The 13,273-nt window shown below is 38.8% G+C and carries 15 protein-coding genes; 5 read left to right on the top strand and 10 right to left on the bottom strand.

Translation table 11 applies throughout. The features are described 5' to 3' along the window. Positions 1–96 precede the first annotated feature (96 nt). Positions 97–477 (bottom strand): DUF1573 domain-containing protein, encoded by a 381-nt coding sequence (locus tag FHS57_RS03910; protein WP_028526377.1) that lies wholly within the window; start codon positions 475–477, stop codon positions 97–99. Positions 478–692: 215 nt separating this feature from the next. On the opposite strand from FHS57_RS03910, the gene FHS57_RS03905 reads away from it, so the two are divergent. Together FHS57_RS03905 and FHS57_RS03900 are read left to right on the top strand one after the other, a co-directional pair. Beyond that, a complete protein-coding gene (locus FHS57_RS03905) occupies positions 693–1,943 on the top strand; it encodes a sensor histidine kinase (RefSeq protein WP_183971576.1) in 1,251 nt (416 codons plus the stop codon). 161 nt (positions 1,944–2,104) lie between these two features. Further along, positions 2,105–2,800 carry a response regulator transcription factor gene (locus tag FHS57_RS03900; protein WP_183971575.1) on the top strand — a complete coding sequence of 232 codons (696 nt, stop codon included), beginning with the start codon at positions 2,105–2,107 and terminating at the stop codon, positions 2,798–2,800. Between the two features lie 1,886 nt (positions 2,801–4,686). Here the strand turns inward: FHS57_RS03900 and FHS57_RS31945 are convergent. Beyond that, positions 4,687–4,815, bottom strand: a complete 129-nt coding sequence (locus tag FHS57_RS31945) for a hypothetical protein (protein WP_262889926.1) — start codon at positions 4,813–4,815, stop codon at positions 4,687–4,689. 150 nt (positions 4,816–4,965) lie between these two features. Here FHS57_RS31945 and FHS57_RS03890 point away from each other — a divergent pair, with 150 nt between their 5' ends. After that, positions 4,966–5,211 (top strand): type II toxin-antitoxin system Phd/YefM family antitoxin, encoded by a 246-nt coding sequence (locus tag FHS57_RS03890; RefSeq protein WP_229601248.1) that lies wholly within the window; start codon positions 4,966–4,968, stop codon positions 5,209–5,211. 233 nt (positions 5,212–5,444) lie between these two features. Here the strand turns inward: FHS57_RS03890 and FHS57_RS03885 are convergent, their stop codons facing one another. Next, complete coding sequence (locus FHS57_RS03885) at positions 5,445–5,618, bottom strand: hypothetical protein (RefSeq protein ID WP_183971572.1); 174 nt, start codon at positions 5,616–5,618, stop codon at positions 5,445–5,447. Positions 5,619–5,634: 16 nt separating this feature from the next. Next, complete coding sequence (locus FHS57_RS03880; RefSeq protein WP_183971571.1) at positions 5,635–5,910, bottom strand: hypothetical protein; 276 nt, start codon at positions 5,908–5,910, stop codon at positions 5,635–5,637. A 16-nt stretch (positions 5,911–5,926) separates the two neighbouring features. Here FHS57_RS03880 and FHS57_RS03875 point away from each other — a divergent pair, with 16 nt between their 5' ends. Continuing rightward, on the top strand, positions 5,927–6,130 hold the full coding sequence (locus FHS57_RS03875; protein ID WP_221225536.1) for a hypothetical protein: 204 nt from the start codon (positions 5,927–5,929) through the stop codon (positions 6,128–6,130). A 143-nt stretch (positions 6,131–6,273) separates the two neighbouring features. On the opposite strand, the gene FHS57_RS03870 is transcribed toward FHS57_RS03875, so the two are convergent. Then, positions 6,274–6,969 carry an SMI1/KNR4 family protein gene (locus tag FHS57_RS03870; protein ID WP_183971569.1) on the bottom strand — a complete coding sequence of 232 codons (696 nt, stop codon included), beginning with the start codon at positions 6,967–6,969 and terminating at the stop codon, positions 6,274–6,276. 212 nt (positions 6,970–7,181) lie between these two features. Here FHS57_RS03870 and FHS57_RS03865 point away from each other — a divergent pair, with 212 nt between their 5' ends. Next, complete coding sequence (locus FHS57_RS03865) at positions 7,182–7,355, top strand: hypothetical protein (protein WP_183971568.1); 174 nt, start codon at positions 7,182–7,184, stop codon at positions 7,353–7,355. A 188-nt stretch (positions 7,356–7,543) separates the two neighbouring features. On the opposite strand, the gene FHS57_RS03860 is transcribed toward FHS57_RS03865, so the two are convergent. The 5 genes from FHS57_RS03860 to FHS57_RS03840 all read right to left on the bottom strand — a co-directional run bounded on the left by FHS57_RS03860 (position 7,544) and on the right by FHS57_RS03840 (position 13,149). After that, entirely contained in the window at positions 7,544–9,283 is a 1,740-nt protein-coding gene (locus FHS57_RS03860; RefSeq protein ID WP_183971567.1) for an AIPR family protein, read from the bottom strand. Positions 9,284–9,461: 178 nt separating this feature from the next. After that, on the bottom strand, positions 9,462–10,067 hold the full coding sequence (locus FHS57_RS03855) for a hypothetical protein (protein WP_183971566.1): 606 nt from the start codon (positions 10,065–10,067) through the stop codon (positions 9,462–9,464). A gap of 186 nt (positions 10,068–10,253) precedes the next feature. After that, positions 10,254–11,036, bottom strand: coding sequence for a hypothetical protein (locus FHS57_RS03850; protein WP_183971565.1), 783 nt, complete (start codon positions 11,034–11,036; stop codon positions 10,254–10,256). A 174-nt stretch (positions 11,037–11,210) separates the two neighbouring features. Then, a complete protein-coding gene (locus FHS57_RS03845) occupies positions 11,211–11,756 on the bottom strand; it encodes a hypothetical protein (RefSeq protein ID WP_221225535.1) in 546 nt (181 codons plus the stop codon). A gap of 172 nt (positions 11,757–11,928) precedes the next feature. Beyond that, the gene (locus FHS57_RS03840; protein ID WP_183971563.1) at positions 11,929–13,149 is read right to left on the bottom strand and encodes a DUF4272 domain-containing protein; all 1,221 of its coding nucleotides are present in this window, start codon (positions 13,147–13,149) and stop codon (positions 11,929–11,931) included. Between the last annotated feature and the right edge of the window lie 124 nt (positions 13,150–13,273).

The raw sequence follows: 13,273 nt of genomic DNA, 5'->3' as shown, positions 1-13,273 counted from the left end.
AAAAGTTTCAGGATACTTGTTTTATCGCAACTTGCTGATTTAAAACAGATAACGATTAACTTGTGCTTTAGCACTTAAAAATGATGTCGGATAGAATTATTGGATAACTTCACCTTGGATATTGAGCGTTACAGCACCGCCTTCGGCGTTAGATTCTACCGTAACTGTTTTATTGAACGAGCCCGCAGCAGCAGCATTGAATGTCGCTTTGATGGTTCCAGAAGCGCCTGGCATAACGGGTTCTTTGGGATATTCTACCCCTGTGCAACCACACGAACCATACGCTTTTCCGATAATTAAAGGTGCTTCTCCTTTGTTGGTAAACTTAAATTCGGCAGTTACAGGCTTCCCTTGTTTGATTTTTCCAAAGTTGTGATTGGTCTCTACCCAACCAAAAGCCGCCAACCATACATTGGCAAAAACAAGGGTAGTTGCAAAGAACATCGTTAGAACTGAGAGAAAAGTTACTTTTTTCATGGTAGTACGTTTTGTTTTGAGTGAATAAATGTGTTGTCGTTTGACGATTCAAAAGTACTTGGTCAATTCGGTACTCGCTGTTAACAAAAACTGAACGTTTGTTAATGCTTTGTTAATAACTTCAAAAGAATCTGACGAAAGCGTTACTTTCGTATGAGATTTTCTACTAATATTGAAGTTAGTACATTTTTAACCTAAAAACGTGCGAAAGCACCATGTCAAGAAACACGATTCGCCTTCTAATCATTTTGTCCACTCTATCCATCATCGGAGTGATCATCACTCAGATCTATTGGGTGCGTAAGGCATTAGATATGCGCGAACGTCAGTTTAACCAACGCGCCCACGTAGCTTTGCAGGAAGTGGCGAATGACCTCTCGAAACTCAACGGCGTCATGTTGCACAACAATCCTGTGGAGCAATTGTCGTCCAATTATTTTTTGGTCAATACCAACGCCATGGTGGACCCCGCTTTGGTAGAACATTATCTTAAAAACCGCTTTCAACAAAACGCCATCGTAAGCGACTTTGAAGTAGGTATTTATGATTGTGCCAGCAACAAAATGTTTTATGGGGTGGCATTGAGCACGCGTAACGACAACAAAAAGCCAACCCAAACGGCCAATTGGCTGAAATCAAACAAATACCCTTACTATTTTGGCGTACGTTTCCCTTCCCAAAACATTTCGGTAATTAGCGATTTGAGGGGCTGGATTGGCTCTTCGTTGTTGGTATTATTGGCGGTAAGCTTTTTTGGGTATGCACTGTTTGTGATTTTGCGCCAACGTCAACTGACGGAAGTGCAACGCGATTTTATTAATAACATGACACACGAACTGCAAACGCCCATCGCTACCATTCGTATTGCCGCCGACGTGTTGAATACGCCCGCTATCAAAGACCAACCTGAGCGTTTGAAAAAATACACGTCTATTGTAAAAGAAGAAGCCTTACGCCTGCAAAACCAAGTAGAAACGGTGCTGAATATGGCCAAGGCTGAAAAAAATTCTCTTCCGTTAACAATTGAATGGCTTGATGTTCACCAAATTATTTCATCATTGGCCAACAAATACGAAATTAACCTGACGCTCCACCTCAATGCCACGGAGCCCTATATTCACGCCGACCGTCTGCATTTGTCAAATGCCATCAGTAATTTGATTGACAATGCGTTTAAATATACGCCGCAAAATCCTGATATTCATTTGGAAACCGTTTCTCAAAATGGCAGTTTGATAATTATTGTACGCGACAATGGCATCGGAATTGCTCCCGAACATCATCGAAAGGTATTTGACAAATTTTATCGGGTTTCAACGGGAAATATTCACAACGTGAAAGGTTTTGGCATTGGGCTGAGTTATGTCCAACAGATTGTGAAAGCGCACCATTGGAAACTTGATTTGAAAAGCGAGCTTGGAAAAGGAAGTGAGTTTAAAATAAAAATCCCTTTGAAGAAAGGGTAAAACGGTTGGTTGGCTTACCAACACGAGGTTTTGAGAAACCTCTGGTTTGGTTGTAAGCAACCAAACACACTTGTGATTTTGGTTGCTTACAACCAAAATGTACTTTGATGTGGTTTTGGTTTCTCAAAACCAAAACGCATATAACGACAAATTATAGAAATATGCCCCGCATTTTATACGTGGAAGACGACCCAAATCTTGGTTTTGTCACAAAAGATAACCTCGAATTAAATCATTATGAAATCGTTCATTGCGTGGATGGACAAGAAGCGCTGACGACTTTTTCGGAGCAGCAACCGTTCGATATGTGCGTGTTGGATGTGATGCTTCCTTTGATGGACGGGTTTACGTTGGCAAAAAAAATCAGAGAACAAGACAAACATGTACCCATCCTGTTTTTGACCGCAAGGGCCTTGCAGGAGGATAAATTACACGGTTTACGCATTGGTGGCGATGATTACCTCACTAAGCCGTTTAGTATGGAAGAGTTGATGCTCAAAATTGAGATTTTTTTGCGCCGAAGCCAACGAACGGAACTCAAAACCGAAAAAGTGGAGAAAGCCCAAATGTATGTGGGAAAATACGTTTTTGACTTTGAGAAACTTTCCCTCCAACTCGCCGACAAAAGCCATACCCTCACCTACCGTGAGGCCGAAGTACTGAGGTACCTCTCTAGCCGCCCCAATGAGGTCATCAAAAGAGAAGACCTTCTTAAAGCCATTTGGGGCGATGATGATTACTTTATGGGACGAAGCCTTGATGTATTTATGTCGCGTTTGCGTAAATACCTATGCGATGACCCAAGCATTAAAATTGAAGGCATTCATGGGGTTGGTTTTCGGATGCGTTGGTCTTAGCTGGATGAGATGGCGACTGAAAATACTCAAACGTGTGCTTACGTGGCTTGTACTAAGTAGAGGGTTTGGAGCGCAAGGGCAAGCCACTCCCGCCCAAGTTCGCAAATCCATCGATTCACTACTAAGCGTTCCCCCCTCCATCAACGCCTCTACCCTTAGGAATAGCTTGCATAAATTGGTGGATTGGGTAGAAGCGAATACCCCCGAATCGCCCGAAAAATACGGTGCCAAAGGCGATGGCATAACCGATGACCGCGCCGCCTTTGAAGCTTGGATAGTGGCCAATCCTTCGGGAACGCTTAGGATTCCTGCAAAAACATATAAAATCAACGGTACATTCACCATTTCGAGTGGAAGTTCGGGCAATTCCAAACTCCACATTGATGCTACAGGGGCCACCATACTTACCGAAAACACTCCGACTACGCCTGTTTTACGCATTGCTCAATCAAAGTATTTGACCATAACAGGACTGACCATTGATGGCCTTGTCGATTTTGACGGCATGTGGTATTCCGATTTCCAAAATTGTAAGTTTTTGAAATCAGTCAAATTTGGCTTTACGAATGCCGCTACTTTCGACGAATTTTACTGGAATACGTGGACGAGTTGCGATTTTAACGAAATTTGGATTCATACAGGAACAGCAGCCGACTTGCGCGAATTTAATGCCAACGCCTTTTACCGATGTTCTATTTGGAAAGGTGATTACGCCATTCGAGTTTTTGGCAATCAGTTGTTGCAAGGTTTTTATTTTTACAATTGTGATATTTCCTACCAAAAAAATAGCCTTTTGTACGTCGATGAACCGCTGGTCGATGGCTCACTGTTCTTCTTCGGAGGGTATTGGGATTCGGAAAAAGGAATGCCTATCAACACCAAAGGGATTGTCATCAATGCGCAAGGGGTAATTACTCCCAACAGTGCCAATGCGAGTTCTTTCACACTACCAACAGGCTCTAAACAAACATCCGATGTGTATTCGGGCGCACGAAATGGCTCTCGTTTGGCGACTTCGGCGGTCAATTTGTTCAAAAACGGAGATTTACAATTTGGCACCAATGCCATCTCTAACGCTGGTCTTACAATGACCCTCAGGCAAGGAACTGGCATGTTTGGGCGGTACCTGCACTGTGAAGCATCAGAAGTGCGGCACATCGACTTTGAATCCATCGCCGCGCCTTTTTCGGGCACCTATTCCGTCACAGTGATTGGCCGAAACACGACAAAGTCAGTGCTGGTGCCTGTGTTGGTCAAAAACAACAAAGAAGTACTTTATACCCCTGTGCATCTACGAGATGCGAGTATAGCCGACGAAAGTTTTGTGGTGAGTTCGGCCAATGTAGAACTAGCTCAGGGCGAAATCTTAACGCTTCGTTTCTACACGCAAGACAAGGTTTTAAACAGTTTTGACATTGCATACTGCGGACTCACCTACGGTAAAATGGGGGTATTGTATGCCCCACTCCATCCTTTGGCCCGCACCGCTACCGACCAAGACGTGTCGGGTATTGGCTTAAAAACGACCTATGCGCAAGCAGAAATTTTGAACGTACCTACTAGCCTTTTTAAGTTAAAGATGTCGAATTATTCCCGAATTTCGGCGGAGTTGACTTGTTTTGGCGAAGACCAAACCTATCCCGACGGCGCAACGTTTTCCAAACACATCATCACCGCTAATCGACACGAAGGAGCCATTACATTTTCACTTTTGCCCGTGGTAGCTAGCGCCAAAGCTGGTGCCATAGCCACTGCGCCTATCATTACTCTTGAAGACAATGGGGGTGGTTTTTTGGAGATAAAAGCAACTGCCACCGACGGCAACGTACGCTTCAAGTGTAAACTGGAAGGAAGCTACTAAAACCAATACATTGATTTTGAATCACTTAAACGCCCTTCCCGTGCGCGGTGTCCACGACGCGGTGGTCGAGGGCAGCTAGGTTGCCTTCTTGTTTGCTATTTCTCTTTTCCATACAGTAAAGACACGATAGCGCGGGCGTATCGCTCGTGCTCACTATTCCGAGGTTTCTAGCCTTAGAAAGGAAAATGCAAGACTAGAAGCCTGATAATAAAAGACACGAACGAAATCCTTCTTGACAACTTGGCAAGAAAATAGTAGATTTGAGTAAAAAAGTACAAAGATGAGAACAATGACCGTCGGAGATTTGAAAGCTAATTTTTCAGAAATTTTGAAAGACGTACAAAGTGGTGAAAAAATCGCTATCGCTTTTGGTAAGAAAAAAGAAATTGTGGCGTATTTAGTCCCCAAAAGCAGCGAAAAACCGAAAAAAAGACCTTTGGGGCTCTTGGAAGGTAAAATGACAGTAACATTTGCGGATGATTTCAAAATGACCGAGGAGGAGTTTTTGGGACTAGCACTTAACAGGCAATTACCACAAAGACCCTTTTGATAAAATGTTGATTTGGCTGGCTATTTCTGAAAACTACACCCTCTTGAGTTGTGACCCATCTATTCAACTTTACGAATCAGAGGGTTTGAAAATACTTTGGTAGTATGCACGATAGCGCGGGCGTATCGCTCGTGCTCACTATTCCGAGGTTTCTAGCCTTAGAAAGGAAGAATGCAAGGCTGGAAGCCTGATAATAAAAGACACGAACGAGACGTTCGCGCCATCGGGGGTTATTACTTATCGGCAGATAGTTTTTGTTGGATACCAATTACAAAATCAATTGTAACACTTGCAGTATCAGCAATCTCTTTTAGAGAAAGTTTCCCAATTCTAATTAAGTTCTCTACAATTTTTGACTTTGCTTTGATGACCAGATAATCATTATCTTCATCAATGTACTTAGCCATGTTCTGTATCATATCGTCAAATTTTAAACGGTTGGCCGCTGCCATCTAATTTACGCAATTTAGACAAAACTCGCAACTGTCGTAGGTATTTTTGAAACGACGTTTGGTCGGTTTTGGTTTCGGCTAATTTTTGAATGATTTGGTTGAGGGCGTTTTCGGGTTTTTCTTTGCCAAAATCACTCAAAACGGCCAAAATGATTTCTTCAGGGTTGGTTGAGTTGAGAAATCGTAGGTAATCAAATTGGGTAATGTTGATGATGCTGAACTGAAAATAGTTTGACGTTCGCGCCATCGGGAAAAATGTTAAATTGACCACATCACCCGCCATTGTGTCAAAAACCTACGATAGCGCAGGCGTATCGCTCGTGCTCACTATTCCGAGGCTTCTAGCCTTAGAAAGGAAAATGCAAGGCTGGAAGCCTGATAATAAAAGACACGAACGGGACGTTCGCGCCATCGGGAAAAATGTTCAATTGACCACATTATCCGCCATTGTGTCAAAACAACGATAGCGCGGGCGTATCGCTCGTGCTCACTATTCCGAGGCTTCTAGCCTTGGAAAGGAAAAATAAAAGGCTAGAAGCCTGATAATCAAAGGCACGAACGAGACATTCGCGCCATCGGGGCGTTATTGGCAGCCGTATTTTCTTGCGTTTTACCAGATTTTCCACCAAGGTTTTTCTGTCCTATTACTAGTATTTTTAGAGGTGTCAAGTTTCATTTTCATCTCTGAAATTGACCTGTCTAGCCACAATTCGTACCAGTCTAAAAAGTTGATTTTGGCTTTTTCTCCAAGTTGAATTGTCGGATATATTCCACCGTCATTCCCTCTGTCGTCTGTCCAAATATTTCCATATTCTTGTCCATTGACGACTAAATTTAGACTTATACCACAACCATAATTACAAATTGCGATAACGCCATTAGTCTGCTCGCTGTCAAAATATAAATCTGTAAATTCTTCGTATTGTCTATCGTATTCTTCTTGATTTTCTTCCTCACTAACTGTCGGCTCAAATTCCATATTCCAAGCATCCTTATGTAAAAAAGGTTTGCTTGGATTTAACAAACTGTCTTTACGTTTATAGTCCAAGTCGCCAAAAATAGCATTTTCAAAAGGTTCAAGCCCGTAAAAAGGTCCTACTCCGCCATTTCCAAGAGTTGTCAAAAATGCGACATATTCATTTGGTAAAGTGATTTTATGTTTTGTTTCAAACTGTATTATTGTGTCCAGTGGAACAGTCGGATTAAGAGTGTACCTGTGTTTTTCAGATCCAAAAATCTCCAAATTAGTGTCCAGTTTCCTTAGCTGTTCAAGTTTGGCTTTTATGTTGTCCAACTGATTGTTCATTATTTGGGTATTATTTTAATATGACCACCAACGTTTAAGCACTTGCCGCAGTAGCAGATTTCTGCCTATAAAACTATCAATACACCCTCCCGAAAGATTTCGGGATTGATGCGAGGTAGAATGTTCAATGAACCACTTCACCCGCCATTGTGTCAAAAACCACGATAGCGCGAGCGTTTCGCTCGTGCTCACTATTCCGATGGCTTCTAGCCTTGGAAAGGAAAATGCAAGGCTGGAAGCCTGATAATCAAAGACACGAACGGGACGTTCGCGCCATCGGGAAAAATGTTCAATTGACCACATTACCCGCCATTGTGTCAAAAACCTACGATAGCGCGGGCGTATCGCTCGTGCTCACTATTCCGAGGCTTCTAGCCTTGGAATAGATGAATGCAAGGCTGGAAGCCTGATAATCAAAGACACGAACTGGACGTTCGCGCCATCGGGTTTGGTGAGCACTCACCGCCAGACTGACCGCCCGCCCGAGTTTCGTTCAACCTCGAACGCTTTCGGGAGTTTCATGGCTTGGTCTTCGGCCACCACGGGGGCTTAGTTATTAGCAGCTGCCGTTTTATTAATTTGTCCCATTGTTAGCTTTAGACGCTAAGCTCTGTTGTTTCAATAGTTCTTTATGTTCAGCAATTATTTCACCGAGTTTCCCAAAGATTGATGTAACAAAGTCTTGGCTCTTTGCTACTTTATTTGTTCCGCCAAGCGAGTCGTAAATCTCTTTTACGATAACAATAGCTTGGTTAATTTTCTCAGGTGAAATTAAAGCAAGGTCTATGCTTTTAATGTCGTTGGGAAAGTATGCCAACTTTTTCAGAGTGTCTGCTACTATAAACATAGATACGTAAAATTTAAGGTCACCAATTTCACTTGTAGTTAGCTCAGGTGAGTATTTTTTTAATGCCTTCTCTACTTGTTTTTGTAATAGCACTCCCTTTGCATAAATATCTACATCATATTCTTTACTGAAAATGCGTTTATATTCTTCGTCATTTTTGATAAGTGTTGAAGGCCTTGCCCTTGAATTATTTGGCTCTCTTAAGGCGATTGAAGTAATAATTTGTGACAAATATGGTATGCTAATAATCTGTTCCGCAGGCTTGCCCAAATTTTTATAGTAATTCTTTCTTCTATCATAGTATAAACCTTGTGATAAGAAATAATCTTCAATGTTTAAGTGAATTTCATCCGTTGCTCTCAATGAAGCAATTGGTACACTAGTTTGGCTGTTTGTGGCTTTAATTATTTTAAGTCTAGATTTTTCATCAATTGGCTTTATTACCCGAACCATTATTTTACGAGAGTCATCTCTATTTCCACCTGTCGAAAAGTGATAGAATAACTCGTGTGATGATTGAAGTCCATTTACAATTTGTGGGTCTTCAATTGTCAAAGATTGGCTTGCTAGTGTTGCATTTGTGGCCGTTATTGTTACACCATTATTTAACCACCAAAAATCTTCATTGTTGGGATTTTTCAAACTGTCCGAAATAGCTTGGTTTACTTCGATTTTGCCTTGATAGTCCCTAACATTTGCATCAAAAAAGGCCTTAATTAATTTATTATTCTCGGCAATGAAATCATAATAATTTGTCAGACTAACTAGAGCTATATAACCACCATCACGAGTATTAATTGGAGTTCCTTCAATATTTAATGCTTTAACTCTGACAGGTTTTTTTCTTGCAAGACTTAATAACTCTTCAATTCCAATAAATGAAAATGTAATGTTACTGTCACTAATTTGGGTATTTATTACATTTTGAAGTTGTGGCACCTTTCTTTCAACGTTAGGATGTAAGTCTGATGCAAGTGCAGCGTAATAGTATGAGATATTTAATTTTGGAAATTTTGATGCAAGTCTTAAGTATGCGTTTCTGAATAACTCAATTTTCTTTCTTAATTCCTTTTTGTATGTTGCTTTTAATGAGTTTAAGTCATTTGATAAGTTCAATAAATCTTGAGCAGATGAAATGAACTTATTCATAGGTTCTTCTGCAAAACCATTTGTATTTTTTGATTGAATGATGATAAGATCTATTACAATTTCCTTTTTCAGCCCAGTATAATCAGTGTCTTCTTCTAATAATTCTCCATTTATAAACGAATAGATAGCATCTATACCACCATCACTTCCTCCTTCAACTATCCCGTCATTTAATTCGTCATATGATAGCTCAAAGTCCTTAAGAATTTGTTCACTTGCAAAAAGATTGAAAAATTCATCTTCTGTCATACTTGAAGCTATCTCAGATTTTTTTTGAGTTAACACTTCCTTTAAAATTGTCAATTTGCTACTGGTCATATTCTAGTATTATGTTTCGATGTTTTCGTTTACGGTTGCTACTAACGTTTTGGCGCTTGGCGCAGTGGCGGATTTCGGAGCACTAAACTGTCAATACACCACAAAAGTTGATGCGAGGTAGAATGTTCAATTAACCACGTCACCCGCCATTGAGCCAAACGCCTGTTGTGTGCCGTATTTATCTTATTGGTTTTATTGTTCCGTGTAAAACTTCTTCTTTTTTTAATTGTTCAAGTCTTTCTTGGAATAATTCTTTATTTTTACAGTTGTCAGAAAGTATATATTTGTTGATACTACCAATAAGTCCTTGACTACAATTTGTTCGCTTAGAAAAATAGTCCGCATATGTTTCTGCTTCTTTTCGTTCTATTTTTTTTGCGTTGTCTATTTCTATTTGTGTGTTACCTTTTAAAATTGAAGGCTCTTCTCTTTTAGGATTTTCATTAAATATATGTCCTAATTCGTGAGAAAAAACTCCGTCAAGTTCACTATCTGTTAATTCAAATTCGTCTATTTTGGTAATATTCAATACAACTAAATGGGATTTAACATTCTCGTATTCTACATTTGCCAATATTCCGCCAAATCCTTCGCTATAAGCCTTTTTAAAAATAGTTTTTAAATTTTCATCTTTATTTGAGTATATACTTTCTGCGGATAAATTGTCCGAAATTATAAGTTGTGAATTTTTGAGAGTTTCACTTAGTCCATTATTGCAATTTTCACAAATTCTGTCAAAAGAGTTTTGAATTCTTTCGTTATTATTTTCTGAAATAATTCTCATTTTCGGTCTGTCTTTAATATATCACACAACGTTTTGGGTATTGCCGAAGGCGGGGATTTTTAGCACTAAAGTTCAATCGAAGAACGAATGTTGAACCTTGCATAAATGTCCAATCGAAGCCGTTCAGCCCCGCTTTTGGCAATACCTTGTTAGCGGTTCGGGCTTGTTCTATGTCGTTCGTTAATTTCAAATTACTCGTTTATAAAATTCTTGTTTTACAAATTTTTTCGCTCCCATTTGCCCTTCGTCAATTAGAAAATAAAAGTCAATAATGGAAGGTCTTATTTGTCTATCAACGGAATACTCTTGTATAAATTTAACTGTTTTTCTGAAATTTTTGTCGCCTGTTTCGTTGTCAACTATATTAAGTTTCTTCGCTACTTTCATAACAACTAAATCAGGTTTCACACAGTCATAGCCGATGTCTAAAAGAAAGTGAAGTAAAGATGTAGTTGATTGAAAGAATGGAATTTTATTGTTTTTAAGAGTATTCAAAAGCTGGTCAAAGCCATTCCAAAAATCATAAATGTCATTCTGTGTTTTTATTGATTTCGGAATGTTCGTCTGATTTAAAATGTCTGCAAATGAACCGATATTTTTAATTTTTCGAGCTAAACTTACAATGTGAAAGAGTTTTGCTTGTTGTCTAATTCCTTTTATTGAAGTCCAATGATTGTCTGCAATGTCGCAAGGGTTTAGCTTAACGACTTCTTCAATTTTAAAGTCATTAAATGCTTTGTCAAATTTTCCTGATTTTAGAACTTGTTCAACAATTTCAGAATTAGAGTTTTGGCTAAACGTAATTAAATAAGAAAGTGTCTTTAATATTTCGTTGTCGTTTGGTATGATTGAAACAATTTTACTTTGTCGTCTGTTTTTTTCGTCACTAAATAATGGGTCGGCTTTAAACAGGTCAACCGTTTCTATTATTTTGTCGATTTCGGTAAAAATTTTTTCTGTTTCTGTCATCTCTTTGTTTCGTGAGGTGCCGTTGTAGCCTGACCGCTAACGTTTTTCGGCTTGGCGATGTGGCGGATTTTCAGCACAAGAGTTCAAAAGAATTACTGCTGTTGAACCTTGCACAAATGTTTCATAGATGCACTTCAGCCGCCATATTGCCAAACCGATGTTAGCGGTTGTTTTTTATCTCGTGTCATACTTGTCGAATGTATCTTCAAAATTTAGTTTCACGTTTTTGTCGTCTGAAACTCCCAAACCTGTCGCTGAACCTTCAAAAATTGTCAAATTGATTTTCTCACAATTGAACCGAATAAAGTTAAAAACGTCTTTTTGTCCAATGATTTGTGTTCCGTTAATTTCAAATTCATCTTTATCAATTCCATAGTCAACAAAGTCAATATTTTGCCCTAAAAGTCTACTGAGTGTTTCATCTTTTTCTGTTTCGTAAACACGCCAGAGGTCTGGCTCATCAGGTAAATTGTTTTCTTTTAGTTTGGTGTCAAGTTCTGAATTGTCGTTTAGGCTAATTCTTATGTGGTCTCCATCAAAATCTCCCTCAATTTCTAAGAATTTATCAAAGTCAGTAAATGTCACGAAGAAAAGCCACGGCAAATAAATGTCATCGTGTCTATTGTTATTGAAGTCAACCTGAAAAACTTTGTCAATTGTTTTTCCATTCAGTTGCGTCAACCAGTTTCCCACATTCTTATTGTTCATCTCAAAGTTCATTTGGTGTCGTGCTAAAATAACCGCTAACGGCTACGTATTGGCGATGGTGGGGCATTTGAAAAACGTAAGCCCAACATTTGTACAAATGCCCAATAGAATTACAAATGTTGAGTTTACAACTGTCAGCCCCACTATTGCCAATACGATGTTGGTGGCTGGGCTTTTTTCATCATTATGTATTTGTCGTAACATTGTCCCACTCTTGATTTAGGTGATTTATTAGCCAATTCAAAGCATAATGTCTTTCATAAACTACACTTGGGTTAAGTCCGCTTGGTGCTTCTTCATTTTTAACTCTTGCATTTACACAAGCCCAATTTAAACGCAGAATTAAGTCTGCCTGATCTAAAATTTCTTCTTTTGTTCTCAACTTTGCAGTGTTTCTAAACTCTTGTTCAGTTTTTGAAAATAGAACTCCAACATCTTCGCCAATATTACAGATGTCCGTGGGAAAATTCAAATTATCAATAAAAGACAAAGACCACAATAAAGTGTGATAACTCTCTGCTCTCCAATTTGCATTTGCTATCTCTTGTTCTGATGGATTTCCATTATTAGCAAATTGCATTTCTAATGTTGTAAGTTTTGTACTTACGTTATACTTTGCTGAAAAACTGTCTAATAATTCCTTTTCAGGGCTTTCACTTTTCAACTCCATATAACATAATGCAATTGCTCTATCTACAACTTCGTCTTTCGTCCTAATTTTTACAGTAGTTTCAGACTCAACGAAGAGAGAATTTGGATTCTTATAAATTGGAACATTGTATTTGCTGCAAATTATCTCAGATTTCTGTCTTCTACTTTTTTGGTCGTCTAAAACAGGTATTTGCTCTTGTTCAAAATATTTAGACTCAACTTTTATGTCTAATTCTGCTATTTCGCAATTGCCTTGACCGTCAATTATGAGTTTTAAATTTTTGTCCAGTAAGTGTTGTCCACTTGACCTACTTATAATAGTATTTGGTTGAACAAATAGAAAAGCGTCAAAAATTTGTGAAATTGTGTAAATCAATTCTTTTAAATCTTTTGTTTGTCCTTGTTCTTGAATAATAGAAAACTCACAATTTATTGTCGTGATTTTCTGTAAAAAAAGTTGCTTGATGTTTTCGTTTGAAGTTGGCAATGATGATATGAATCCATACAGCCCTTTTAAGTTTTGTGATAATGGACAAACATCTTCTTGTAAAAGTTGATAAGAAGGTTTTTGTCTTTGTCTATAACCAACTTTGAGCTTACTTGCAGAACTAAATAGTCCGCCTTTTATTTCTAATTCAGCAGTATGGAATTCGTCTTGATTTCCAAGTGTCAAATTTGATTTCGGATATTTCTGTTTCAGTATTTCAACAATTCTGTCAAATCCGAGATAGTGAGAATAAATTGTACAAATCATTTGTCGTTGTTAAATTTTTGGTATGTGTCTGTTAGCCTTGCCACCAACTCTCAAATATGCGAAAGTTTTGTAGTACTTTTTGTATTTATTTGTACTATTCCAATACTCGATTTAACTTTAGATG

This window comes from Runella defluvii (assembly GCF_014195535.1).
Taxonomy (GTDB): Bacteria; Bacteroidota; Bacteroidia; order Cytophagales; family Spirosomataceae; genus Runella; species Runella defluvii.
The sequence above is the reverse complement of the archived record's forward strand: the minus strand, read 5'-3'. Positions and strand labels throughout refer to the sequence as shown.

Excerpts from the sequence above, each read along its gene's own strand:
- FHS57_RS03850 (WP_183971565.1), bottom strand. The coding sequence starts at position 11,036 with ATGACAGAAACAGAAAAAATTTTTACCGAAATCGACAAAATAATAGAA.
- FHS57_RS03910 (WP_028526377.1), bottom strand. The coding sequence starts at position 477 with ATGAAAAAAGTAACTTTTCTCTCAGTTCTAACGATGTTCTTTGCAACT.
- FHS57_RS03885 (WP_183971572.1), bottom strand. The coding sequence starts at position 5,618 with ATGGCTAAGTACATTGATGAAGATAATGATTATCTGGTCATCAAAGCA.
- FHS57_RS03860 (WP_183971567.1), bottom strand. The coding sequence starts at position 9,283 with ATGACCAGTAGCAAATTGACAATTTTAAAGGAAGTGTTAACTCAAAAA.
- FHS57_RS03855 (WP_183971566.1), bottom strand. The coding sequence starts at position 10,067 with ATGAGAATTATTTCAGAAAATAATAACGAAAGAATTCAAAACTCTTTT.
- FHS57_RS03870 (WP_183971569.1), bottom strand. The coding sequence starts at position 6,969 with ATGAACAATCAGTTGGACAACATAAAAGCCAAACTTGAACAGCTAAGG.
- FHS57_RS03845 (WP_221225535.1), bottom strand. The coding sequence starts at position 11,756 with ATGAACTTTGAGATGAACAATAAGAATGTGGGAAACTGGTTGACGCAA.
- FHS57_RS03880 (WP_183971571.1), bottom strand. The coding sequence starts at position 5,910 with ATGGCGCGAACGTCAAACTATTTTCAGTTCAGCATCATCAACATTACC.
- FHS57_RS03900 (WP_183971575.1), top strand. The coding sequence starts at position 2,105 with ATGCCCCGCATTTTATACGTGGAAGACGACCCAAATCTTGGTTTTGTC.
- FHS57_RS03840 (WP_183971563.1), bottom strand. The coding sequence starts at position 13,149 with ATGATTTGTACAATTTATTCTCACTATCTCGGATTTGACAGAATTGTT.
- FHS57_RS03905 (WP_183971576.1), top strand. The coding sequence starts at position 693 with ATGTCAAGAAACACGATTCGCCTTCTAATCATTTTGTCCACTCTATCC.